At 67.0% G+C, this 18,919-nt stretch carries 18 protein-coding genes; 7 read left to right on the top strand and 11 right to left on the bottom strand.

Features of this window, described 5'->3' with window-relative positions:
- Positions 1–429 precede the first annotated feature (429 nt).
- The 3 genes from HBE63_RS31035 (at position 430) to HBE63_RS31025 (ending at position 3,137) form a co-directional block, all read left to right on the top strand.
- Complete coding sequence (locus HBE63_RS31035; RefSeq protein ID WP_166909127.1) at positions 430–1,167, top strand: SDR family NAD(P)-dependent oxidoreductase; 738 nt, start codon at positions 430–432, stop codon at positions 1,165–1,167.
- Positions 1,168–1,264: 97 nt separating this feature from the next.
- Positions 1,265–2,296, top strand: coding sequence for a zinc-binding dehydrogenase (locus HBE63_RS31030; RefSeq protein ID WP_166909125.1), 1,032 nt, complete (start codon positions 1,265–1,267; stop codon positions 2,294–2,296).
- A 148-nt stretch (positions 2,297–2,444) separates the two neighbouring features.
- A complete protein-coding gene (locus HBE63_RS31025) occupies positions 2,445–3,137 on the top strand; it encodes a thioredoxin domain-containing protein (protein ID WP_243858387.1) in 693 nt (230 codons plus the stop codon).
- On the opposite strand, the gene HBE63_RS31020 is transcribed toward HBE63_RS31025, so the two are convergent.
- The 10 genes from HBE63_RS31020 to HBE63_RS30975 form a co-directional block, all read right to left on the bottom strand.
- Complete coding sequence (locus tag HBE63_RS31020; protein WP_166910444.1) at positions 3,121–3,621, bottom strand: DUF3592 domain-containing protein; 501 nt, start codon at positions 3,619–3,621, stop codon at positions 3,121–3,123. The genes HBE63_RS31025 and HBE63_RS31020 overlap by 17 nt on opposite strands.
- A gap of 32 nt (positions 3,622–3,653) precedes the next feature.
- Positions 3,654–5,312: a 2-succinyl-5-enolpyruvyl-6-hydroxy-3-cyclohexene-1-carboxylic-acid synthase gene (gene menD / locus HBE63_RS31015; protein WP_166909123.1), complete on the bottom strand. Its 1,659-nt coding sequence runs from the start codon at positions 5,310–5,312 to the stop codon at positions 3,654–3,656.
- Between the two features lie 16 nt (positions 5,313–5,328).
- Positions 5,329–6,129, bottom strand: coding sequence for an alpha/beta fold hydrolase (locus HBE63_RS31010; protein ID WP_166909120.1), 801 nt, complete (start codon positions 6,127–6,129; stop codon positions 5,329–5,331).
- A 58-nt stretch (positions 6,130–6,187) separates the two neighbouring features.
- The gene (locus HBE63_RS31005; RefSeq protein WP_166909118.1) at positions 6,188–6,913 is read right to left on the bottom strand and encodes a DJ-1/PfpI family protein; all 726 of its coding nucleotides are present in this window, start codon (positions 6,911–6,913) and stop codon (positions 6,188–6,190) included.
- 14 nt (positions 6,914–6,927) lie between these two features.
- Positions 6,928–7,920 carry a GlxA family transcriptional regulator gene (locus tag HBE63_RS31000; protein WP_208301529.1) on the bottom strand — a complete coding sequence of 331 codons (993 nt, stop codon included), beginning with the start codon at positions 7,918–7,920 and terminating at the stop codon, positions 6,928–6,930.
- 65 nt (positions 7,921–7,985) lie between these two features.
- Positions 7,986–8,948 (bottom strand): o-succinylbenzoate synthase, encoded by a 963-nt coding sequence (locus HBE63_RS30995; protein WP_166910440.1) that lies wholly within the window; start codon positions 8,946–8,948, stop codon positions 7,986–7,988.
- Between the two features lie 26 nt (positions 8,949–8,974).
- Positions 8,975–9,937 carry an alpha/beta hydrolase family protein gene (locus HBE63_RS30990; RefSeq protein WP_166909116.1) on the bottom strand — a complete coding sequence of 321 codons (963 nt, stop codon included), beginning with the start codon at positions 9,935–9,937 and terminating at the stop codon, positions 8,975–8,977.
- A 77-nt stretch (positions 9,938–10,014) separates the two neighbouring features.
- A complete protein-coding gene (locus HBE63_RS30985) occupies positions 10,015–11,580 on the bottom strand; it encodes a long-chain-fatty-acid--CoA ligase (RefSeq protein ID WP_166909114.1) in 1,566 nt (521 codons plus the stop codon).
- A 29-nt stretch (positions 11,581–11,609) separates the two neighbouring features.
- Entirely contained in the window at positions 11,610–13,229 is a 1,620-nt protein-coding gene (locus tag HBE63_RS30980) for an amidohydrolase (protein ID WP_371814856.1), read from the bottom strand.
- 9 nt (positions 13,230–13,238) lie between these two features.
- Positions 13,239–14,393: a PA2928 family protein gene (locus HBE63_RS30975; protein ID WP_166909113.1), complete on the bottom strand. Its 1,155-nt coding sequence runs from the start codon at positions 14,391–14,393 to the stop codon at positions 13,239–13,241.
- Positions 14,394–14,709: 316 nt separating this feature from the next.
- Between HBE63_RS30975 and fadD8 the strand changes: the two genes are divergently transcribed.
- The 3 genes from fadD8 to HBE63_RS30960 all read left to right on the top strand — a co-directional run bounded on the left by fadD8 (position 14,710) and on the right by HBE63_RS30960 (position 17,545).
- The gene (gene fadD8 / locus HBE63_RS30970; protein WP_166909111.1) at positions 14,710–16,320 is read left to right on the top strand and encodes a fatty-acid--CoA ligase FadD8; all 1,611 of its coding nucleotides are present in this window, start codon (positions 14,710–14,712) and stop codon (positions 16,318–16,320) included.
- A gap of 76 nt (positions 16,321–16,396) precedes the next feature.
- Positions 16,397–17,086 (top strand): HAD family hydrolase, encoded by a 690-nt coding sequence (locus HBE63_RS30965; RefSeq protein ID WP_166909109.1) that lies wholly within the window; start codon positions 16,397–16,399, stop codon positions 17,084–17,086.
- 9 nt (positions 17,087–17,095) lie between these two features.
- A complete protein-coding gene (locus tag HBE63_RS30960; protein WP_166909107.1) occupies positions 17,096–17,545 on the top strand; it encodes a nitroreductase family deazaflavin-dependent oxidoreductase in 450 nt (149 codons plus the stop codon).
- Positions 17,546–17,555: 10 nt separating this feature from the next.
- Here the strand turns inward: HBE63_RS30960 and HBE63_RS30955 are convergent, their stop codons facing one another.
- Positions 17,556–17,834 carry a hypothetical protein gene (locus HBE63_RS30955; RefSeq protein ID WP_166909105.1) on the bottom strand — a complete coding sequence of 93 codons (279 nt, stop codon included), beginning with the start codon at positions 17,832–17,834 and terminating at the stop codon, positions 17,556–17,558.
- Between the two features lie 120 nt (positions 17,835–17,954).
- On the opposite strand from HBE63_RS30955, the gene HBE63_RS30950 reads away from it, so the two are divergent.
- The gene (locus tag HBE63_RS30950; protein ID WP_166909103.1) at positions 17,955–18,872 is read left to right on the top strand and encodes a 1,4-dihydroxy-2-naphthoyl-CoA synthase; all 918 of its coding nucleotides are present in this window, start codon (positions 17,955–17,957) and stop codon (positions 18,870–18,872) included.
- Positions 18,873–18,919: the final 47 nt, after the last annotated feature.

The raw sequence follows: 18,919 nt of genomic DNA, 5'->3' as shown, positions 1-18,919 counted from the left end.
CGCTCAGACCGGACGCGGGACGCGGGACAAACGACGACCCCACAGAACTTGTCGGCACCGACTCCACGCAGCGCCCCAGTCGGCCGTGAAGTTCTCCCGGGTGCAATCCCCCTCGCGCGAGTGCGGGTGACGAACAAGGGCGTCTCGTCCGCCCTTGACGGGATCAGGGCCGGTCACTAAGTTCGTACTTGCGTGTCGCATATCGTATATAGAAACTTATTCATGTGGCGGCGATGGCGGGCGTGGTCCTTCATCGGCATGCGCGAGGACGGACCGAAAAACACAGCCGCGTAAGGAACCACGGGTTGAAACGCGGAAACACCGGACCCGGTGTCACTTCCGTAGGGTCGCTGCGCCTCACCATTTCCCAAAAGAACTGGTTTCGGACGACGATGTCGCTCCGATTGCACTTACCGAGAGGATATTTGAATGCCGAACTTCTCAGACAAGCGAATTCTGGTGACTGGAGCGGGCTTCGGCGCCGGTCGAGCGATTGCCCATGGCTTGACCGCGGCCGGTGCCCATGTGGTTGTCGCCGACATGAACGAGGCGACGGGCGCCGAGACCGTAGCCACGGCACCCGGCCCCGGCACCGCGGAGTTCGTGAAGCTCGACGTGCGGAACGACACGGAGATCGTCGATGTCTTCCAGAAAGCTGGTCCCCTCGACGGCCTGGTCAACAACGCAGGCATCCTGGTCCGCCACACATTCCTCGAGATGCCCACGGAAGCCTTCGACAACCTCATCGCGATCAATCTCCGCGGCTACTTCCTGTGTGCGCGCGAGGCCGCTCGGGGAATGGTGGAACGCGGATCCGGAGCCATCGTTCAGATCTGCTCGACGAACGCTCACCACGGAACGCCCGAGCTGTCCCACTACGGAACTGCCAAGGGCGGGGTTCTCAACATGACCCGCGCGGTCGCCGTTGAGCTCGCACCGCACGGTATCCGAATCAACTCGGTCAGCCCAGGATGCATCCGCACCGGACTCAACGCCGCGAGGTTGGCCGACCCGGCCGAGGTCGCCGCGTCGGAGTCAGTGATCCCGCTGGGTCGCCTTGGCGAGCCTCAGGATCTCGTGGGCATCGTGAGCCTCCTCCTCTCCGACGAGGCGAGCTACATCACCGGCGCTGACATTCTGGTCGACGGCGGTGAACTGGCGGGATAGTCCGCCACCCAAACAGATCCGTGGCGCACTCCCCCTCCGGCGCCACGGATCTGTTCCGCTGTTTCATCCGCCGACCATCACCAGTAACGGAGTAACCGTGAAGGCAGCAATCTTCCAGGGTGCGCGCAGCGTCGTCCTTGGTGAGCGTCCCGATCCCGTGATCAAGGAACCGACCGATGCAATCGTGCGCGTCGTCTGCGGCGGCGTGTGCGGATCGGACCTCTGGTACTACCGCGGAATCAAGGATCACAAGATCGGGACCATCGGCCACGAGTTCGTCGGTGTCGTGACCGAGGTCGGGTCCGACGTCAAATCGCTTGTGGTCGGAGACTTCGTGATTTCGCCGTTCACATACAACGACGGAACCTGTCCAGCGTGCGAAGCCGGCTATGAATCGAATTGCGCGCACGGTGGCGGCTTCGGTAACGGCGAAACCGACGGCGGGCAGGGCGAATTCGTTCGCACACCATTCGCTGACGCCGGCCTCGTGCGAGTGCCTGGATCTGATTTCACCGAGGACCAGCTGGCATCGTTCACTGCACTCGCAGATGTCATGCCTGGCGGCCTGCACGCGGCGAGAAGTGCCGGCGTGTCCAGCGGCGACACAGTCGCGGTCGTCGGAGACGGTGCTGTAGGCCTCTGCGCGGTCATCGCAGCCAAGAAGCTGGGCGCCGCCCGCATCATTGCCTTGAGCCGCAATCCCAGTCGGCAGAAATTGGCGACCGAATTCGGCGCCACCGACATCGTCGAAGAGCGGGGTCAGGATGCCATCGACGCTGCCCTCAAGCTGACAGACGAGGCGGGCGTCGATGCTGCACTCGAGTGCGTCGGCACCGATGAGTCGATCGCGACCGCTGCCGGTGTCGTACGGGTAGGTGGCATGATCGGCACAGTCGGCATGCCCGTCTACGAGAAGTTCAACAGTAAAACCTTGTTCTCGCGCAACGTCGGGATCAAAGGCGGAGCGGCGCCGGGACGCCAGTACATACCGGAGCTACTCAACGACGTCTTGGCCGGTCGGATCAATCCAGGTCGCGTTTTCGATTTCCGGGCCGGGCTCGATGACATTGTCGAGGCATACGAGGCGATGGACGAGCGCCGCGCGGTGAAGTCACTGATTATCATGTGACGACTGGACCTGGCGGCGTCCGGGCTACAACTGACTGAGCGTGTGTCGACTGTGCCGGGTCGACACACGCTCTTGTTTTCACGATCAGCGGCCTCCAAGGAACGCCCGGTCTGCACCATCACCTGAATCACCGGGCTAGGGTTGCCGCATGCGATTACCGCGCGTTGCAGCAGCGATGCTGGCCGTGGTGGCCTTGTCCGTTGCCGGGGCCACCGCTGGTTGCACCCGGTTGGTCGACGGCACCGCGCAGGCCAACGGGAACAAGCCCGGCAGTGAGATCACCGAAGACGGCTGGGGTGTCCAGATCGGCTTTCCCGATGCGCCTGCCCAGATCGAATTTTTCACCGAGCCGCAGTGCCCGGCATGCGCGCACCTGCAACACGAGTCCGGCGATGCCATCGCCGCCGCCGTCGGCCAGGGCCGGCTGGCCGTGACCTACCGGCCGCTGACCTTCCTGGATCAGTCGGTCACCGAGTACTCGGCCCACGTGGCCAACGCCCTGTTCCTGGCCGCCGGCCCCGGCACCACGGGGACGGCGTTCCAGGCATTCGTGCAAGACCTCTGGGGCCACCAGGAGCCCGAGGGCTCACCCGGTCCGACCGACGACGCGATCGCCGCGATGGCCTCCGGGAGCGGGGTCGGCGGCGAGCAGACCGACAAGATCGCCGCCGGGGCGCAGGCCATCGACTCCGAGCAACTCAACGACGCCAACGCCGAACTGCTCAGCGAAACGCAGGACTCGGTATCCACCCCGACGATCTACGACCTCGTCGGCGAAGAGGTCGTCGACACCAGCGACCCTGACTGGCTCGCCAAACTGCTTGCTACGCCGAGGAGTTGACGGTTCCGGCGCCGGTTGAGCTGGGCCGTTTCTGCAGGAAGGCCAACAGCGCCAGCGCCGCGGCCGCCACCAGCCAGCCCACCACCGCGATCGATCCGGCCGGAATGATGGCCAAGGACGCGTTGCGGTCACGCACCCGGACCAGGTCGGGATTGTTCTTGTCGTACTCGACATAGATCCGCATCCCGGTGTCGAGCTCGGACGGATACAGCACCCCCAACTCGGGGCGGTAGGTCACCCGGTCCGGAGTGACGAACTCGATGGTCGAGCGCCGCGGCCCGGCGCTGAGCACCTCGGCCGCAGCCACCCCCATGTGCCGCTCGATCTGCTGGTCGTTGCGCCAGGCGCCCATCACCAGCAGCCCAGACTGCAACGTGACCAGGCAGGCGGTGATCACCACGCCGATCCGCACCCGCCGGATGATCCGCTGCGAGCGCGTCTCCCCCGGTTCGCCGTACAGGTGCGGGATCAGAGGCTGGACCATCGCCCGGAATCGGGCCGCGATCTGCGCGGGCCTCACAGGGCCGCCTTGATCGACGCGTGCAGGGCACGCAGCGACGACCGGTCGGCCTTCACCTCCAGTACCCGCATACCGTCGAAGGGTTCAGCCAGCGCCGCGCCGAGCGCGTCGACCTCGACCTGGCCGAACTCCACGTGATAAGCCCGGCACAGCGCGGCGATGTCCACGTCGTGCGGCGTGCCGAAGATCCGCGACGACACGTCGGAGAACCGCGGATCGCCCTGCTCCAGCAGCTCGAAGATGCCGCCGCCGTTGTCGTTGGACACCACGATCGTCAGGTTGCGCGGCGTCGGCTCGGTGGGCCCGATCAACAACCCCGAGCTGTCGTGCACGAAGGTCAGGTCCCCGATCAGCGCGACGGTCCGGCCGTCGTGGGCCAGTGCCGCGCCGATCGCGGTCGACACGGTGCCGTCGATACCGGCCACACCGCGGTTGGACCGCACCTTGACGCCCTCGGCATCCAGCCCGACCAGGGCCGCGTCGCGCACCGGATTGGATGCTCCGAGCACCAGCTGATCCCCTGGGCGCAACGCGTCGGTGACCACCGCGGCCACATGCAGACCGGTGGTCAGCGGGTGCGCCGAGAGTTGTTCGCGTACTGCTGCCACGGCGTGCCGATTGACCTCGGCGCAGCGGCTCAGCCAGGCCGGATCCGGGGTGCCGGTGGTTACCGCCCGGGTACCGGTGGCCATCGAGTTGCCGGAGACATCGGGCCAGCGCGGACCCGTGGTCAGCGCGTAGACCGGGACCGCCGGGTCGGCCAGCAGCGCCGAGACCGGCCGGTGCAGGGTGGGCCGCCCCAGCATGATGACCTGCTTGGGATGCACGAGGCGCAGCGCCAGCGGGTGCAGCGGGTTCTGGGGCCGCGGCGCGGTGGGCTCGGCCACCGTCGGCAGCCCGGCCAGGTTCGGGTGCGCACCGGCGCCGTGCCCGGCAATCACCACGGTGTCCGGCGTGACGTCGATCTCCAGCGGCTGATCGAAGCTCACCGGCGGGGTGTAGGTCCACGGCTTACCGTCCGGGCGGCCTTCCGACGAGCGCTCGCGCGAGGAGCCGACAAGCCCCGGGAACGAGCTGTCCCCGTGCGCGTTGTCGGGAACCAGCGGTTCGCGCAGCGGGATGTCGAACTGCACCGGGCCCGCGTTGGCGGTGCGTGATCCAGTAGCCGCCGCCAGCACCCGGCAGGTCGCCGAACGCCACTGAGCGTTGAGGGAATCAAGCTGTTCGGGGTGGTCCTCCGCCAAGCCGAGGCTGATGTTGGCCCGCACCTGGGTACCGAAGTAACCCAACTGTTCGAAGGTCTGATTGGCGCCGGTGCCCAACATTTCGTAGGGCCGGTTGGCGCTCAGCACGACCAGCGGCACCCGGGCGTAGTTGGCCTCCACGACCGCGGGGCCGAGATTGGCCACCGCGGTGCCCGAGGTCATCGCGATGCAGACCGGCGCTCGCTCGGCCACCGCCAAGCCGATCGCCAGGTATCCGGCCGTGCGCTCGTCGATGCGGACGTGCAGACGGATGCGGCCGGCACGGTCGGCATCGGACAGCGCGAACGCCAGCGGGGCGTTACGCGAGCCCGGGCACAGCACGACATCGCGGACACCGCCGCGAATGAGTTCGTCGACGACTACGCGCGCCTGTGCCGTCGAGGGGTTCACCACTCCACCTTATTCGTCAGTACTGGCCGGTCTGCCCGGTCTGCCCGGCCAGGAACTCGAGCAGAGCGGCGTTGACGGCGTCGGGCTTCTCGATGAAGCCGAGGTGACCTGTGTCGGGGATCTCCAGGTAGCGGGCGGTGGGAATCGCGTCGGCCACCTCACGGCCCAGATGCGGGGGCAGCACCACATCGTCAGCGAACCCAATGACCAGCACCGGAGTGGTGATGGCCTGGTAGGCCGGCAGCCGGTTGTCCACCGGACCGGCATCGGACTGGGCGGCCAGACCCGGGGTCTGCTTGGTGGGCCACATGGTGAACATCTCGCTCCAGTCGCGCACCAGCACGTCGTTGTTGAGCGTCTTGGGCGAGAAACTCTCCATCATCCGGAGCTTGGCATCGAACGTCGGCGGCAGTTGCACGCCCGAAGCCGCAAGGTCACGCTCCGCGGTGCGGAAGAACTCGCGCGCCCGGTCGTGACGGCCGCGGGTGGCCATCAACACCGCCGATCGCACCAGATCGGGACGGGCCAACATCAGTTCCTGCGCGATGAACGAACCCATCGACACACCCACGATGTGCGCCGGAGCCGCCCCGAGCTTCTCGATCAGCTCGGCAGTGTCGGCCACCATCTGCTCGGTGCCGAACCCCTGGGCGTTCTCCGTCGCGCCGACCCCGCGATTGTCGAAGGTGATGACGCGGTAGCCCGCCCGCTGCAACGCCGGGACCTGGTGCAGGTGCCAGGTGCGGCCGGCGCCTCCGCGGCCGGCGATGAACAGCACCGGATCACCCTTGCCTCGCTCTTCATAAGCCAGATTCACCCGGCCGACGCTACTTGATCGCTGTCTGAGCGCTCACGCGCTGCAGCCGTCTGAGCGCTCACGCGCTGCGGCGCCCCCGCGCCCTGCGGATCGCCTGATCCCACGCCAGCAGCACCCCGGCCTTGAGCGGTTCGGGCTTGATCATGTCCCTCCCGAGCAACGCGGTGGCACCAGCCTTGGTGGCCACGCTCGCCTTCGACGTATGCCCGGAATCGAACGGCGGCTGCGGGTCGTACTCGATCATCAGCTGAATGGCCTTGGCCTTGGCCTCACCGCCGATCTGACCGGCCAACCACATCGCCAGGTCGATCCCCGCCGAAACACCCGCCGCCGTGATCACCTTGCCGTCAGGGTCGGCACGCACGATGCGCTGATCCCCCACCGGAGTCGCGCCCATCATCTTCAACGCACTCAACGCCGACCAGTGCGAGGTGGCGGGCTTCCCATCGAGCAGGCCCGCCGCGGCCAGCACCACTGAACCCGAGCACACCGACGCCATCCAAGTGGTCCCCGGATACACCTCACGCAGCCAGTCGAGCACCTTTTCGTCGCGGGCCACCATGGTGGTGCCCGGCCCGCCGGGCACCAACACCACATCGGGCGAAGGGGTTTCGTCGAAACTGTGGGTGGCCCCCACCATCAGCACACCGGAGTCGGCGGTGATGGGGCCCGGCTCGTGCCAGACGAACCGCACTTCCGTATCGGGCAGGTTGCGCAGCACCTCGTAGGGTCCGATGAAGTCGAGTGCGGTAAAGCTGGGGTACAACACGATCGCGATCTGCATGGTTGTCGTTCCTCTCAGGCGGTTAAATCCGTGCTCCTCGCGTGCGCGGAAGTCTTTCGATATTGGTCAGGTGAAATGCCGAGGCGCCGAACGAAATTGCGTCGCATGGTCTCGGCTGTGCCGAAACCGCAGCGGGTGGCGATGACCGTGACGGTGTCGTCGGACTCCTCGAGCTGGCGTCGCGCGGCGTCGGTGCGGATGCGCTCCACGTAGGCGCCGGGCGCTTCACCGACCTCGTCGGTGAACACCCTGGTGAAGTGCCGTGGGCTCATCGCCGCACGCCGAGCCAGGTCAGAAATGCTATGTGCCCCACCGGGTTCAACTTCGATGGATTCCTGCACCTCGCGGATCGGGGCACGTTTGGCCCGCGGCATCCAGACCGGCGCGGCGAACTGTGTCTGGCCACCGGGCCGGCGCAGGTAGAGCACCAGGTACCGAGCCACGGTCTGGGCGATATCGGTGCCGTAGTCGTCCTCGACGAGCGACAACGCCAGATCGATGCCTGCGGTCACCCCGGCCGCCGTCCATACACGCTCCGAGCTTCTGACGAAGATCGGTTCGGGATCGACTGCCACCTCGGGAAATTCGTCAGCCATCCGGCGGGCCGCGGACCAGTGGGTGGTGGCGGCGCAACCGTCGAGCAGTCCGGCCTGGGCGGCCAGGAACGCGCCCGTACAGACGCTGACGACGCGGCGGGCGTTGTGCGCGGCGGTGCGGATCCAGTCGATGACCGCCGGGTTGGCCCGGGCCGCGTCGGCACCGATACCGCCTGGGATGACGATGGTGTCGATCGGACCGTGCGGGTCAGGCAGCGGTGCGGCGACGAACTCCAACCCCGTAAGCGTGGTGACGGGCTGACCGTCCACCGAGGCCACCGTTACGGCATAGCCGCCGGGCTGGCCCAGACCGGTCAGGGCCAGCGTGACGGTGGAGAACACGTCGAAGGGCCCCACCAGGTCCAATGCCTGCACCCCGGCGTAGCCCAGGATCACCACCGATCGTGACACGTCTTCAGTGTTCGCGACCTCGGCGATGGCGTCTACGTCATGCACCCCACAAATCAGGACATGAGCTATATCAGCGGGTAGCACTCCCGTACTCGCTCGATCCACCATTGCCGTCGCTCCGGCGTCGCGGCCAACGCGGACAGCCGTGAGGGATCCGGCACCACGGTCCCGACGGATAGGTAGCCGTCGACCGGCGCAGGAACCCCGGCGACGTCCTCGACGAAGAATCCGCCCGTGCCCAGCCCGCAGGCATGGTGCAGCGAGGGCAATGCCGCGGCAGCCAACAGTCCGCGCGCGATACCCACCGCGGAATCCAGTGCACTGGACACCACGATCGGGATATCGATCTGTGCGGCGATGCCGAGCATCCGTGACACACCGCCCAGCGGCGCCACCTTGAGCACCGCGACGTCGGCGGCGCGGGCCCGAACCACCCGCAGCGGATCAGACGCCTTGCGGATCGACTCGTCAGCGGCGATCGGCACCGCCACCTGCCGGCGCAGTGCGGCCAACTCGTCGACGGTCGCGCACGGCTGCTCCAGATACTCCAGCGGCCCGTCGGCGGTCAGCGCTGCGGCGGCGTCCACGGCCTCCTGGACCGTCCAACCGCCATTGGCATCCACCCGCACCACCGGAACCTGTGCGCGGACGGCGTTGACGCGCGCGACGTCGTCGACCAGCGTCTGACCGGGCTCGGCGACCTTGACCTTCGCTGTGCGGGCACCGGGGAAGCGGGCAAGTACGTCGGGCACCTGGGCGGCCGGGACCGCGGGCACGGTGGCGTTGATCGGGATGCGATCACGGTGGACCGCCGGTGGTAGCCGGTACGCGGCCTCGATCCCGGCGGCCAGCCAAGCCGCGGCCTCGGACGGTTCGTATTCGAGGAATGCGCCGAACTCCCCCCAGCCGGCCGGGCCGTCGATCAGCGCCACCTCACGAACGGTGATGCCGCGGAAGCGAACCCGCATCGGCAAGGCCACGACATGCAGGCGGTCCAAGAGGTCGCCCAACGCCGGCGCCGTGTCCATCACGCCGTCAATGATGCCCAACGCGGTCAGGCGGCGCCCAAGGTCCGCTGGATGTCGGGCTTCATCTGGTTCAACTGCGCACCCCAATAGCCCCAGGTGTGGGTGCCCGTGGCCGGGAAGTTGAACACCGCGTTGTTTCCGCCCGCTGCGACGTACTGGTCGCGGAAGTTGAAATTGCTCTGCAGCGCCGTGTTTTCCAGGAACGTCGAGGCGACGTCGCCGCCGCCCAGCTCGCCGGGAGTTCCCGAACCGCAATACACCCAGATGCGGGTGTGGTTCGCCACCAGGCGCCCCACCTGCACCGTCGGATCGTTGCGCGCCCACGCCGGATCACCCGGCGGACCCCACATGGCCGCCGAGGAGAAGCCACCGGAATCGTTCATCGCCAACCCGATCAGCCCGGGCCACGGGCCGGCCGAGGGATTCAGGAACGCCGACAACGACCCCGCATAGCGGAACTGTCCCGGGTAGTAGGCGGCCAGGATCAGCGCCGAGCTGCCCGACATCGACAGGCCGACCACCGCGTTGCCCGATGCGGATACATGCCGGTTCGCGGCCAGCCACTGCGGCAACTCGCTGGTCAGGAACGTCTCCCACTTGTAGGTCTGCACACCGCCGTTGCCCGCCGCAGGCTGGTACCAGTCGGAGTAGAAGCTCGACATGCCGCCGACGGGCATGACCACCGACAACCCGGATTGGTAGAACCACTCGAATGCCGGGGTCTCGATGTCCCATCCGTTGGCGTCGTCGCGGGCGCGCAGGCCGTCCAGGAGGTAGACCGCGTGCGGCCCGCCGCCCTGGAACTGGACCTTGATGTCGCGGCCCATGGACGCCGACGGCACCGACAGTGTCTCTACCGGCAAACCGGCTCGTGACCAGGCATTCGCTGTCGGCGGTGAACCGAGCAAACCGGCCGTCACGGCCAACATCAGGGCGGACAAGACCACCAGCCCGCGGGAAAATCCCTGCCGAATATACGTATCCACCATGTCCGCACCCCAGTTCTCCGCGCACACGTATGGGTTCGAAGCTACTCCGGCTGAAACAGGAAATACAGAGCCGATTCTCACACCGTGGCGCGGTCGCGGCCCTCCCAGTACGGCTTGCGCAGATCCTTCTTGAGGATCTTGCCGGTGGGGTTGCGCGGCAGCTCATCGACGATGTCGACCGACTTGGGGCATTTGTAGGCGGCAAGATGTTCGCGGGCGAACGCGATCAGCTCCTGGTCGGATGCGTCACCGTCCAGTGTCACAACGGCTTTCACCGACTCACCCCATTTTTCGTCGGGCACGCCGATCACGGCGACATCGACGACGGCGGGGTGTTCAGCCAGCACGCGCTCGACCTCGATCGAGTAGATGTTCTCTCCGCCGGAGATGATCATGTCCTTGAGCCGGTCCTCGACGAATATGTACCCGCCGTCGTCGACGCGGCCGATATCACCGGTGCGGAACCAGCCCTCGGGCGTGATCGTCTCCGCTGTGGCCTCCGGCCGGTTCAGATAACCCTTCATCAATTGTGGTGAGCGGAACCACAACTCACCCTGCTCACCGACGGGCACCTCGGCACCGGTGTCGGGGTCGACCACCCGCACCTCGGCGCCGGGAACCACAGTGCCCGCACTCATCAGGCGCGCTTCACTGGCCGCACGATGGTCGTCGGGCCCGAGCCGGCTGATCGCACCGGCGACCTCCGTCAACCCGTATACCTGAATGAACTCCGTCTCGGGCCAGGCCTGCAGCGCAGAACGCAACAGCGGCAACGGCATCGGCGATGCGCCGTAGGCGAAGGTCTTCAACGCACCGAAGAGCTTCACCGCGTCCTCGCCGGTGTCGAACACCTTGGACAGCACGGCAGGCACGAGAAACGTCCTATTCGCCCCGGCCAGAATTCCGCCGGCCAACGCCATGCCGTCAACATCACGCGTCATGTACGTCGGCGCCCCGTGATACAGACCCCACTGCATGTAGGACGAGCCACCGACGTGGAACAGCGGCATGGCCACCAAGCTCTTGTCCCCCTCGGAGAGCGACCAGCCCTCGAACGCGTTGAGGGTATGGGCGATGACGTTGGCGTGGGTGAGCGCAATGCCTTTGGGCCGACCGGTGGTGCCAGAGGAGTACATGATGATGCACGTGTCGTCGGGCTGAACGTCGGCCGATCGACCGACTGGCGACGCACTGGCGAGCAGCGCCTCGTACTCGTCGCCGTCACCGCCCTCGGCCGTCACCGTCACGATGTGCTCGACCGACGTGAGCCGATCGGCGATCTCGTCGATACCCGGGCGAAGCTCCTCGCCGACGACCAGCACCTTGGCCCCGCAGTCATTGAGCACATAATCCAACTCGTCGGCGGCGAGCCGGAAGTTGATGATGGCATTGGCCGCACCGAGCGACGCAGCCGCGAGCGTCAGCTCGACACAGGCCACATGATTCTTGTCGAGAAACGCGACGACGTCGCCGCGGCTGACGCCCCACGCACTCAACGCACCGGCCAGCCGCCGGACCCGGTCGTACCACTGCGACCAGGTCCAGGTGCGGCTCAGATAGGCGACCGCCTCCTCGTCAGGTTTGGTGGCCGCCCAGTAGGCGACGCGCTCGTCGAGAAACTGCGGAGTCGGCAAATCTGACATGCCCCGAGCGTGCCACGACGCGCGGACGGTCAACCGGCTTTCGGATAAACCTGCCGCCCCGCCAGGAATGTGGCCTGTACCTCCAGGTCGGCGATGCCCTCCGGGGGCGTCGACCGGGGGTCCGCCGACACGATCACCAAGTCGGCGTACTTGCCCACCTCGAGCGAGCCGATCACGTTGTCGGCGAACAACTGCCACGCCGCATCGATGGTCTGCGCCCGAATCCCCTGCGCCACGGTGAGCCGCTCCTCGGGCGCCAGGACGCGCCCGCTCGGTGCGGTCCGCGTGACGGCCACGCTGATGTTGCGCAGCGGTTCCTCCGGGGTGACCGGCGGATCGTTGTGCAGCGAGATCCGCATGCCGGTGGCGACGGCCGAACCGGCGGGCATCCAGCGTCCGCCGTGCTCGGGGCCGAACAGCCCGTCGACAAGGATGTCGCCCCAGTAGTGCAGGTGGTCGACGAACAGGCTGCACGTGACACCGAGATCGTGGGCTCGCCGTAACTGTTCCGGCGTGATGGCGCCGACGTGTTCCAGTCGCAGCCGGTGATCGTCACGGGGATGCGCGCGCAGGGCGTCTTCGTAGACGTCGAGGATCGTGTCGACGCCGGCGTCGCCGTGCACGTGGCAGGCCAGCTGCCAGCCCTGCGGGAAGAACGTGCCGACGATCTCGGTGAGCTGCTCTTTGGTGTAGTTGGCGTGCCCGCAGGAGCCGGGCACCACGCCGATGGTTCGGGTGGCGTCGGTATCCAGGTACGGGAACGTCAGGTCGATATTGCCGATCCACGGTGACCCGTCGACCCAGATCTTGATACCGACCTGGCGCACGATGTCGTCACCGTCGAATGGCTCAGCGTCGGTATGCAGTGAAGCGGTGGACATCTCATAGGTGCGCAACCGCACCGTCAGCTGGTCGTGCAGCTGGGCGAGCAGCGGCCGGAACATCGGGTCGAACGCCATCTCCGAACACGTCGTCAGCCCGGCACGGTTCAGCCGCGCGCATTCGGCGGTCAGCATCGCCGGATAGTCAGTGACCGAGATGGCATCGCCGAGCAGTGGAAACACCGCCGCCGTCTCCTCCGCGGTGCCGTCGAGCTCGCCGTCGGCCGCGCGGCCATACTTGGCCCCCTTCGGGTTCGGGGTATCCCTGGTGAGTCCGGCGCGGCGGGCAGCCGCGCTGTTGAAGAAGGCCTTGTGACCTGAGTTGTGCACGATCACCAACGGTGTCTCGGACGCGATGCCGTCCAACCAGGCCAGGGTGGGGTCGGGCAACCCGTGCTGCAGCAGCGGATCCCAGCCGTTCAGAAATGCGCCGTCGGCCCCGCGTCTGGCCACCTCGGCACCGATCGCGTCGAGCACCTCCTGCGCGGTGGACAGGGTCACCGGCCGGATGTCGACGATGCGGCCGGACAGCGCCACCGCCTCCATCAACGGATGACCGTGCGCCTCAACGAAACCCGGCATGACACAGCCGTCGACCTCGCGGACGTCGGTGTCGGGGCCGACCCAGGCCGCCACCTCGGACCGGGACCCGACCGCGACGATGCGACCTTTGGACACCGCGAGCGCCTCGGCAGTGGGGTGCGTGTCGGCGACCGTGAGAATGGTTCCGTAGAGGACGAGATCGGCGGACTCGATCAGGCTGGCCATGCCCGGATGCTAGAGCGTCGTGACGTTTGCCCGCGTGCGTCCCCAGAAATCCGTGTCGCCGATCTGAGTCATCGTGGTCCGTCCGTCCGGACGGACGATGATCAGCCGGTCGTCGTCCAGGCCGGAATCCTCCGCAGCCGCAATGACCAGGATCGCCCCCTGCGGAGTCGCGGTGGCCCGTACGTAGCCGTCGAGCCCGCCGATCACCGCGAGGGTTTCGCCGGTATCGATGTCGTACAGCCTCAACTCGTCGACACGCGGATCGTCGGCCAGCTCGCCGCCGACCAGCACCACACCGTGGTCGATACCGAGCGGGACAGCCGACGAATGGTAATGACTGTCGGTGCCCTCTTTGAGCTGCGCAGGCGTGGCCAGTGCGGCCGGGGTGCGGACCACCTCGTACACCAGCTCCTTCTTGGTGAGGCCGTCGAGCCGGGCGAGCACCTTGCCGTCGCGCATCAGCTGCGGATCCGGCGATCGGTACGGCTTGGGTATCGAGATGGTGGTGCCATCGGGCAGCACCATGCCGTCCGGCATCGCGGTCGGGTCGACGTTGATGATGCCGAAATCCGAGTCAGCCGTCGGAGAGGAGTCGCCGATCAGCGTGGTGCGCCAGGCCTCGGCGATATCGTCGGTGACCGGAGCGGGCTCCGTCGTCCCCAGCGGCACCGCCTCGACCGCCCCGGAATCAGTCAGCGCGACAACGGCATTGATGTGCGGATCGACATTGTAGCCGTTGAAGGACTCGACGTAATCGTCGCCGATGTCACCCACAACGACAGTGCCGTCCTCGACCTTGATCACCGACAGCCCCTCATCGGTCGCGATATAGGCCAGCCCGTCGGACACCGCGAGCACGCCGCGCTCCCACCCCTTGCTGTCATGCAGCTGAACGTCCCACAGCAGCTCGCCGCTATCCACGGAGACCGCGGCCACCCGTTCCTGCCAGGTGTCGCTGGAACCGAATGGCGGGCCGATCGTCCCGCCGGTCCGGCCGTAGGCGACCAGCACGGCGTCCTGATCGCGCACCATCCCGTAGCCGACGACCGGGCCCACGGCGACCATGGGTCGCGACGTCCACCTGGTCATCGCGAATATGCCGCCGACCGACAGCACCACCACCGCCAGCGCGCCGGCCACCTGCCACCCCGTCTTGTTGATCATGAAATCCACATCTATCCGCGATGTCTAAGGACCGCTTGGCCTGCGGATTCGAAAAACCTCAAAAAGATTCTGGAGCCATGAGAAGCTGGCCCGCCCGGCCCGTGAGGCCGCCAACCGCTGATCCGGGCACAGGCCCCGGCGGTCCCTAACCCGCCGGGGCCTGGCTCCCGCCCCCCACATCTGAGACATTAGGCAGCGCGAACTGCGTCGACACGAGTACCGCACTACCTGTATTTCGGCCTTCGATGACCTCGTGTTACGCCCACAATGGGGGATCGACTCCACACTTTCTGGAACACGTTCTAATCTGGACCCCATGAGTGATGCGCTGCTGCACCATCCCATCCATTCCGGCCACCTCACGGTCGGCGCGCTCAAACGCAACAAAGACAAGCCCGTGCTGTTCCTCGGCGACACCACACTGACCGGTGGCGAGCTCGCGGAACGCATCAGCCAGTACATTCAGGCCTTCGAAGCGCTCGGCGCAGGCAGCGGCGAAGGCGTCGGCCTGCTGTCACTGAACCGGCCCGAGGTGCTGATGATCATCGGCGCGGGCCAGACCCAGGGCTACCGTCGCACCGCACTACACCCTCTCGGCTCGCTGGACGACCACGCCTACGTGCTGGCCGACGCCGAGGTGACGACCCTCATCATCGACCCCACACCCGCATTCGTGGAGCGGGCCGTCGGATTGCTGGAGAAGGTGCCGTCGCTCCGCCAGGTTCTGACCATCGGCCCGGTGCCCGAAGCGCTGGCCGCCGCCGACGCATCCGTCGCCGACCTCACCGCCGAGGCCGCCAAGTACGCCCCGGCGCCCCTCGTCGCCGCCGAACTTGATCCCGAACACGTCGGCGGGCTCACCTACACCGGCGGCACCACCGGTAAGCCCAAGGGCGTGATGGGCACGGTGCGCTCGATCAACACCATGACCACGATCCAGCTCGCCGAGTGGGAGTGGCCCGAGAACCCGCGCTTCCTGATGTGCACGCCGCTGTCGCACGCCGGTGCGGCATTCTTCGTGCCGACCATCGTCAAGGGCGGCGAGATGATCGTGCTGCCCAAATTCGACCCTGCCGAGGTGCTGCGGGTCATCGAGGAGCGTCGCATCACCGCGACCATGCTGGTGCCGTCGATGATCTATGCGCTGATGGATCACCCGGATTCACACACCCGCGACTTGTCCTCGCTGGAGACCGTCTACTACGGCGCCTCCGCGATGAACCCGGTGCGGCTGGCCGAGGCGCTCAAGCGCTTCGGGCCGATCTTCGCGCAGTACTACGGCCAGTCCGAGGCGCCGATGGTGATCTCGTACCTGGGCAAGAAGGACCACGACGAGAAGCGGCTGACCTCCTGCGGCCGGCCCACGCTGTTCGCACGGACGGCTTTGTTGGACGCCGAGGGCAACCCGGTGCCCCAGGGCGAGGTCGGCGAGATCTGCGTGTCCGGGCCGCTGCTGGCCGGCGGATATTGGAAACTGCCCGAGGCGACCGCGGATACCTTCAAGGACGGCTGGCTGCGCACCGGTGACATGGCCCGCGAGGACGAGGACGGCTACTGGTTCATCGTCGACCGCGTCAAGGACATGATCATCACCGGTGGGTTCAATGTGTTCCCGCGTGAGGTGGAAGACGTTGTGGCCGAACATCCTTCGGTGGCACAGGTCTGCGTGATCGGCACCCCGGACGAGAAGTGGGGTGAGGCCGTGACCGCGGTGATCGTGCTGCGTCCCGACGCCGCCTCCGACGAGACGGCCGTGGCCACGGTGACCGCCGAGATCCAGGCCGCGGTCAAGGACCGCAAGGGCTCCGTGCAATCACCCAAGCAGGTGATCGTCGTCGACTCCGTGCCGGTGACCGCGCTCGGCAAGCCCGACAAGAAGGCCGTCCGGGCGCAGTTCTGGGAGGGCGCTGCCCGCGCGATCGGCTGAGTTTCTCTGCCGAGCGGTCCCCCGCAAGCGGGAGGGGCCCAGCAGACTCGCAGATTCTCCAGCCCGTCCTGGCACGATGGCGGACATGGTGGCGGCTGTGTTGTTCGACTTCTCCGGGACCCTGTTCCGCCTCGAGGAACAGGACAGCTGGTTCACCGGGATCGTCGTAGACGAACGCGAGGTCGACGGGCACGTCCAGGCCGAGTTGATGCGCCGGCTCACCGCCCCGACCGGGCGGTCCGTGACGATGACCGACGAGCAGTACCGGGCCTGGGCGAACCGCGACCTGGCGCCGCATCTGCACCGTGAGGCCTATCTGCACGTGCTGCGGGAATCCGGATTGGCCGACCACCACGCCGAATCGCTGTACAACCGGGTGATCGATCCGGCCAGCTGGACTGCCTATCCGGACACCGCACGCGTCATCAAAAGCCTGAAGGCACAAGGATTCCGGACGGCCGTCGTCTCCAATATCGCGTTCGATGTGCGTCCGGCCTTCACGGCGATCGGCGCCACCGAGCACGTCGACGAGTTCGTGCTGTCCTTCGAAGTGGGTGCAGTCAAACCCGACCCGGCGATTTTCACCACCGCGCTGCAGCGCCTCGGCGTGCCGGCTCAGGACGCGCTGATGGTGGGCGACAGCGAGGAGGCCGACGGCGGCGCCCGTGCGGTGGGTTGCCGGTTCGCGCTGGTCGACCCGCTGCCCACCGCCGAGCGACCCGACGGGCTGGTCGCGGCCCTGCAGGGTGTCGGTATCCGCGCCTAGTGTGGGGTCATGGCTGACGACCGCATCAAGCCGCCGTGGTGGTTGAAGTACGTCAACAAGGTGATGATCGGGCTGAACAAGCTCGGCGTCGGCGGTGACAAGGGTCCCGTCGTGCTGACCGTAACGGGCCGCAAGTCCGGTAAACCCCGGTCGACGCCGGTCACTCCGATGACCGTCGAGGGTCACCGCTACATCGTCGGCGGGCTGCCGAAGGGCGATTGGGCGGCCAATGCCCGCGCTGCCGGTGAGGCCACCGTGCACCAGGGCCGCCGTGACCAGCGGGTCCGTGTGGTGGAAATCCCCGTCGAGCAGGCCCGGCCGCTGTTGCGTCAGTTCCCTGTCCTGGTTCCGACCGGGGTGGGGTTCATGCGCAACGCCGGGCTGGTGACCGGGCCCAACCCCGACGAGTTCGAGGCCCTCGCCGGACGCTGCCCGGTGTTCCGGCTGGACCCGATCTAAAGCCTGCCCGTCAGCTCAGGTGCGGGGCTTCCTTGATCTTGGAGTCCTGCTTGCCCACCGTCTGGCAGAAGGCCTGCACCGCCAGCCGGGTTCCGGTGATCTCGAGTTGGGCCGCATCGCTGCCCTTCTCATCCTTGAGCATCTTGCCCACCGCTTCGTCCTGCGTCTTCTCGTCCTGCCCGATGAAGTCCTTGCACTTGGTGTCACCACCGGTGATCGCGGGAGAACACCCGACGAGCGCGAGGCCGACAGCCAACGCCGAGAACAACACCCCTGCCGACTTCTTCATTGTGATCAACGTGGCCTCTTTCTGATCTGGTGATGCGCCGTACGCATCATCGCGCCAGGTTTGGTACCCCGCGACGGTACCTCTGAAACGTCGCGTCGGCCTCGCTCTACAGTCGAGCACGTGAGTGCAGACAACCCGTTCGACCCGACAGCCTGGGAGCCGGTGCCCGGCTTCGACGATCTGACCGACATCACCTACCACCGCCACGTCGCCGACGGCACCCGGCAGCCCACGGTGCGGGTCGCGTTCGACCGGCCCGAGGTGCGCAACGCGTTCCGGCCGCACACCGTCGACGAGCTGTACCGCGTCCTCGATCACGCCCGGATGTCCCCCGACGTCGGCGTCGTGTTGCTGACCGGCAACGGCCCGTCGCAAAAAGACGGCGGCTGGGCCTTCTGCTCCGGTGGGGATCAGCGCATCCGCGGCCGATCCGGCTACCAATACGCAGACGGGGAGACCGCCGAAACAGTCGATCCGGCGCGGGCCGGGCGGCTGCACATCCTCGAGGTGCAGCGGCTCATCCGGTTCATGCCGAAGGTGGTGATCTGCCTGGTCAACGGTTGGGCGGCCGGCGGCGGACACAGCCTGCACGTCACCTGCGACCTGACCCTGGCCAGCCGTCAGCACGCCCGGTTCAAGCAGACCGATGCCGACGTCGGCAGCTTCGACGGCGGCTTCGGCAGCGCGTACCTGGCCCGCCAGACCGGGCAGAAGTTCGCCCGCGAGATCTTCTTCCTGGGCCGCGCCTACGACGCCGAGACCATGTATCAGATGGGCGCGGTGAACGACGTCGTCGACCACGCCGAGCTCGAGTCCGTCGGCCTGCAGTGGGCGACCGAGATCAACGGCAAGTCGCCCCAGGCCATCCGGATGCTGAAGTTCTCCTTCAACCTGATCGACGACGGCCTGGTGGGTCAGCAGGTGTTCGCCGGGGAAGCCACCCGCTTGGCGTACATGACCGACGAGGCCGTCGAGGGCCGGGATGCCTTCCTGCAGAAGCGCGATCCGGACTGGAGCGGCTTCCCGCGCTATTTCTAGGGTTCTCCCCGCCGAAACGGCATTCCAGCAGCAAAAGGTCGAGTAAA

Source organism: Mycobacterium sp. DL440, assembly GCF_011745145.1.
In the GTDB taxonomy this organism is placed as follows: Bacteria; Actinomycetota; Actinomycetes; order Mycobacteriales; family Mycobacteriaceae; genus Mycobacterium.
This window is presented reverse-complemented; position numbering and strand designations above follow the sequence as displayed.

What these genes read in the sequence shown, in the direction of transcription:
- HBE63_RS30960 (WP_166909107.1), top strand. Translation starts at nt 17,096, where the DNA reads ATGGCTGACGACCGCATCAAGCCGCCGTGGTGGTTGAAGTACGTCAAC.
- HBE63_RS31005 (WP_166909118.1), bottom strand. Translation starts at nt 6,913, where the DNA reads ATGCAGATCGCGATCGTGTTGTACCCCAGCTTTACCGCACTCGACTTC.
- HBE63_RS30965 (WP_166909109.1), top strand. Translation starts at nt 16,397, where the DNA reads ATGGCGGACATGGTGGCGGCTGTGTTGTTCGACTTCTCCGGGACCCTG.
- fadD8 (WP_166909111.1), top strand. Translation starts at nt 14,710, where the DNA reads ATGAGTGATGCGCTGCTGCACCATCCCATCCATTCCGGCCACCTCACG.
- HBE63_RS31020 (WP_166910444.1), bottom strand. Translation starts at nt 3,621, where the DNA reads ATGGTCCAGCCTCTGATCCCGCACCTGTACGGCGAACCGGGGGAGACG.
- HBE63_RS30980 (WP_371814856.1), bottom strand. Translation starts at nt 13,229, where the DNA reads ATGGCCAGCCTGATCGAGTCCGCCGATCTCGTCCTCTACGGAACCATT.
- HBE63_RS30990 (WP_166909116.1), bottom strand. Translation starts at nt 9,937, where the DNA reads ATGGTGGATACGTATATTCGGCAGGGATTTTCCCGCGGGCTGGTGGTC.
- HBE63_RS31035 (WP_166909127.1), top strand. Translation starts at nt 430, where the DNA reads ATGCCGAACTTCTCAGACAAGCGAATTCTGGTGACTGGAGCGGGCTTC.
- HBE63_RS31025 (WP_243858387.1), top strand. Translation starts at nt 2,445, where the DNA reads ATGCGATTACCGCGCGTTGCAGCAGCGATGCTGGCCGTGGTGGCCTTG.
- HBE63_RS30995 (WP_166910440.1), bottom strand. Translation starts at nt 8,948, where the DNA reads ATGGACACGGCGCCGGCGTTGGGCGACCTCTTGGACCGCCTGCATGTC.
- HBE63_RS30955 (WP_166909105.1), bottom strand. Translation starts at nt 17,834, where the DNA reads ATGAAGAAGTCGGCAGGGGTGTTGTTCTCGGCGTTGGCTGTCGGCCTC.
- HBE63_RS30985 (WP_166909114.1), bottom strand. Translation starts at nt 11,580, where the DNA reads ATGTCAGATTTGCCGACTCCGCAGTTTCTCGACGAGCGCGTCGCCTAC.
- HBE63_RS30975 (WP_166909113.1), bottom strand. Translation starts at nt 14,393, where the DNA reads ATGATCAACAAGACGGGGTGGCAGGTGGCCGGCGCGCTGGCGGTGGTG.